Genomic DNA, 3,498 nt, shown 5'->3' on the forward strand with positions numbered 1-3,498 from the left:
ACAGGGCCGAGAGTTCACCAAAGCTATGGCCTGCGAGCATATCCGGGGCGAAACCCGCCTGAGTCAACAGGGTGTACTGCGCCATTGAGAGCGCGCCGATGGCGCTTTGGGCATACAGAGTATTGGTTAACGCACTTTCCTGCGCTTTTCTCGATTCATCATCGAAGGCCGGGATCGGGTATAGCACGCTTGAAAGTGAAGCCTCACCACGGTCGCTGAACACTTTATCGCTGGCGTGAATATGGCGACGAAGCTCGGGGAAGTTATTGGCAATTTCCAGTCCCATATTCAGGTACTGTGAGCCTTGGCCGGCAAATAAGGCCGCGACCTTGTGGTTATCCTTGACCAGAGCCTGGGCGCGGAAACTTATCCCTGAGGGCAGTTGCCAGCCCTCGGCGCTATTGGATTCTAGCTGCGCTATCGCTTGGGTTAACAGAGTCTGTAACTGGGCATAGTCCTTGGCGATAAAGCCAAGACGGGCCGATTGCGGCGCTAGTTCACGCAGGGCGTAGGCTTTTGCAAAGGCAACAAAATGCGCCTGAGAAAGTTCTGCTTTGGCCGCAGTTGCTTGCTGTAGCGCGGTTTTTAATTCGCCAAGCAGCGCGGTTTTGTCGGCGGCGGCAAACAGCCAGCTTTGCGCCACGCTGCGCTGGCGATAGGCGTCATCGCGCGCGTGCTCTGGGTGATATTCTTCGAGCACTAAATGGAAGTTAGTGCCCCCAAAACCGAAGGAGCTGATCCCAGCGCGGCGCGGCGTATCGTCACTGCGTTGGATCCAAGGGCGTGCCTCGGTATTGAGATAAAAGGGCGAGCGGGCAATGTTTAATTTAGGGTTGGGCTGACTAACGTTAATTGTTGGTGGCAAGACTTTATGGTGCAGCGCCAATGCTGCTTTAATCACACCCGCCGTGCCTGCGGTGGACTTAGTATGACCGACCTGAGATTTAACTGAGCCTAAGGCAATATGCTGTAACTGCTCATTATCCTTAGAAAACACTGAGGTTAAGCCATTGAATTCGGCCACATCACCTGCGGCTGTGCCTGTGCCGTGGGCCTCAATCAAGCCAACGGTGTGCGGCGCAAAGCCTGCATCATCATAGGCGCGTTCTAATGCCTTGGCTTGGCCTTCGGGGCGCGGTGCATAAATGCTCTTAAATTTACCGTCGGATGAGGCGCCTACGCCTTTGATTACCGCATAGATACGGTCGCCATCGCGCTCGGCATCGTCGAGGCGTTTTAAGGCGACCATGCCGATGCCTTCGCCAATCATCATGCCCTTAGAGTCGATATCGAAGGGTTGGATTTGCTCATTGGTCGTAAAGGCGGGCGTCTTTGAGAAACTCATATACATGTAGGGCGAGTTGTCGGTACAGACACCGCCGGTGATCATCATGTCGCTGCGACCTTCGGTCAGTTCGGTGAGCGCCATACGCATGGCGGCAAGCGAACCCGCACAGGCGGCATCGACGACGCAGTTCATCCCACCTAAATCGAAACGGTTGGCGATGCGTCCGGCAATCACGTTGCCAAGGGAGCCGGGGAAAGAGTTTTCTTCCCAGTGGACATATTGATCTTGGAATTTTTTGATCAGCAGCTCGCTATCTTCATCGCTCAGGCCACTGCTTTTAAATACTTTTTTCAGCACTGGGTATTGCAGGCGCGCATTGAGGCTATGGCTTAGTTTTTGACCGCCGCCAATCCCGAGTGTGATGCCGATGCGGTCACGGTCGTAATCGTCTGGCAGATTGGCATCCTGTAGGACTTCCTTGGCTACGACCAGTGAGAGTAATTGTGAGCTGTCGGTGAGTTCCAAAATATTGGGCGGCAGACCAAACTCCATCGGATTGAAGTCGACCTCAGGCATAAACCCACCGCGTTTGCAGTAGCTCTTATCGGCCTTGGACTTATCCGCATCGTAATAGTCATCAATCGACCAGTGGGATTTGGGCACGTCGGTGATAGCATCAATCTTGTCGCAAATTAAATCCCAAAATTTATTCAAATAGCGGGAGTTCGCAAAGATACTCGCCATGCCAACGATGGCAATTGGCATATCTTTTAAGCGTTTATTCAGTCTCTTATCGGCTTTTTCATCGGTTGATAATTGAGGCTGTGATGGGGTATGGCTCATAAAGAGTCTCCACTGGCAAAGCGGGTGGCTGTGCCTTATTAAGGGATTTAGCGAGGGCTTTTGGGGTTTGCACACCAGGAAAGCGGGCTAAAAATGTGTGGTAGTTGCGCACCAGCAATTTACGCAGATGAAACGGCCCATCCTTCAGCACATAGGCGATGTAGCGATTGGCCGCTTGGGTGTTACTATCTTGATAAATATCGATATAAATCCAATCTGTCTTGCTATCTATACCAAGGAGCACTGATTTAGGCTCGGCTTCGGTTAATTGCGGTGGCAGCGTTAATGACACCACTTGCACTACGGTGTCGCCATCTGTGCTTGGCAGAGCGAGCGCCTTGGCTAAGGTTTCGGAGTTAACCGTATAGGTTTGTACGTCGCTGCCTTGGGCAATCGGTAATTGATTAAAATACTGTTTAGGCACAAGTTCTTGATCAAACTCATCGAGGCGCGAAACCCCATAACGCTTAAGGCAGCGGGCTAAACCTGAGCGCGATACATTGGGATTAATAAAGGTTTGCGTCGCTTTAAGTAGCCTATCGAGTGGCAGTTTTAGCTGATACCTCAGTCCCACCACCACATATTCTTCAATTGGGGTGAGGGTGGTATTGAGGTTATGCGGGGTATTCGGGCTGTCGTTCACTGACTCGCGCTTGCGCCATTTACGCACTGTGGCTTCGGTAATATTTAAAATTTTGGCGAGCTGACTCACACTCAATTCAGATTGCTGAATAAAGTGGCGCATTTCCGGCGTGGTGGTGGCATTGCGGTGCCTTGCCGTGTTATGGCGAGACTTTTTCTCTGTGCTCAATTTCTTTATGCGAGCGTTATCAGAAACTTGAGTGTCGACTTTTGGAAAACTCATACTTGTTAGTGCGGTCCCATCATTATTATTTTCACCCACATAATCTATCGGGACTGCATGATATTGCCATTTTAACTGAGTCAACACTCATGCTTAAAAGAGGCTTAAAACCCGTGTTTTTGGGTGTTTTACAGTACACAGTGGTGATGCAGATTACCCTAGGTTTTTGCTCGATACAATCATATGGGACTTGAAATGGTTTTTTAATGATCAAATTGTTTTCGAACAAAGCAGCTAAATGCAATTTCATCAAAAATAGTTTTTAAAATTCAGTTGGTTATTGGTAAGGTTCAGATATTGTTCGTCAGCCGAGCAGAACTGAGTAGAATAGGGCTGCCGTTAAACTCAGGTGTTGTTGGGATAAATTAATGAATATTGAGCTTTTTTTTATACCATTAACCGAAATGGATGCGGCTAGCACGAGTGCCTGTATGGCGCTCTTGAGTGAGGACGAGCGCGCTAAAGTGGCGCGTTACCGGGCACCCAAGGCACACAGGGGATA

At 50.1% G+C, this 3,498-nt stretch carries 2 protein-coding genes; both read right to left on the reverse strand.

Annotated features, from left to right (window positions below):
- Window positions 1-2,131: type I polyketide synthase (locus tag SHEWPOL2_RS21715; protein ID WP_037431659.1), on the reverse strand; the 2,131-nt coding region annotated here is incomplete at its 3' end.
- Window positions 2,091-2,996, reverse strand: a complete 906-nt coding sequence (locus SHEWPOL2_RS21720) for a transcriptional regulator (protein WP_226871892.1) — start codon at window positions 2,994-2,996, stop codon at window positions 2,091-2,093. The genes SHEWPOL2_RS21715 and SHEWPOL2_RS21720, both read right to left, overlap by 41 nt.
- Window positions 2,997-3,498: the final 502 nt, after the last annotated feature.

The organism is Shewanella sp. POL2, assembly GCF_000282755.1.
In the GTDB taxonomy this organism is placed as follows: Bacteria; Pseudomonadota; Gammaproteobacteria; order Enterobacterales; family Shewanellaceae; genus Shewanella; species Shewanella xiamenensis.